General features: G+C 64.2%; 2 protein-coding genes. One reads left to right on the top strand and one right to left on the bottom strand.

Translation table 11 applies throughout. From position 1 onward, the window contains the following. The coding region (locus CCN37_RS40590; protein ID WP_168201059.1) for a sigma-70 family RNA polymerase sigma factor at window positions 1-453 on the bottom strand (453 nt) is incomplete at its 3' end. A gap of 123 nt (window positions 454-576) precedes the next feature. Between CCN37_RS40590 and CCN37_RS40585 the strand changes: the two genes are divergently transcribed. Then, a partial coding sequence (locus tag CCN37_RS40585; protein ID WP_168201058.1) for a DUF3417 domain-containing protein occupies window positions 577-777 on the top strand: 201 nt, incomplete at its 3' end.

Here is a 777-nt window from a genome sequence, read left to right as displayed (position 1 = left end):
GTTCGAGTGGTCTTCGAGCGGAGCGGGGATCAGCTCCGCGAACGAGATCTCGCCATCTATGCCCAAGGGTGCGTCCAGGCTGATCACACCCAAGGACAACCGTAGGCAGTCCACCACCTTCTCCCGAGACAACCCGGTGCGTTTGGCGATCTCCGCGACTGAAGCATCTTCCTGCTGGAGGAGCAGTCTGTTCCGGACGGTGCGAACCTTGCGGACTTCTTCGTACTTGTGGACCGGCAGCCGGATCATTGCGCCTTCGTCGGGAACTGCCCGGCCAATGTGCTGGTTGATCCAGTTCACCGCGTAGGTGGAGAACTTCAGCCCTCGCGAGCCGTCCCACTTTTCGATCGCCCGCATCAGACCCAACAGCCCGTGCTGGTACAGGTCCTCGTAGTCAAGACCGGCACCCAGGTGCTTCGCGATGTAGGAGCCCACGAGGCCGTTGTAGTTCACGACTGCGGTCTCCTCCTCGTACACCCCCGTATCAGCGCTGGGCAGCGTCAGATGTGTATAAGAGACAGGGCTTCGCTGGGAATCTTGCCAACCGGGGCGGGGGGCGAAGTACAGTTCGGTCGCGTGAGAGCACTGCGCCGGTTCACCGTCCGCGCCAGTCTGCCGGAGCCGTTGGCGGCTCTCGGGCGGCTGGCGACCAACCTCCGCTGGGTCTGGCACCAGCCGACCCAGGACCTCTTCGCCTCGGTGGACGCCCAGGCGTTTGAACGCCTCGACGGCGACCCGTTGCGCCTGCTCGCCGAGTTCCCGCCGGAGCGGCTCCAT

This window comes from Allokutzneria sp. NRRL B-24872 (genome assembly GCF_002155965.1).
Classification (GTDB): Bacteria; Actinomycetota; Actinomycetes; order Mycobacteriales; family Pseudonocardiaceae; genus Allokutzneria.
The sequence above is the reverse complement of the archived record's forward strand: the minus strand, read 5'-3'. Positions and strand labels throughout refer to the sequence as shown.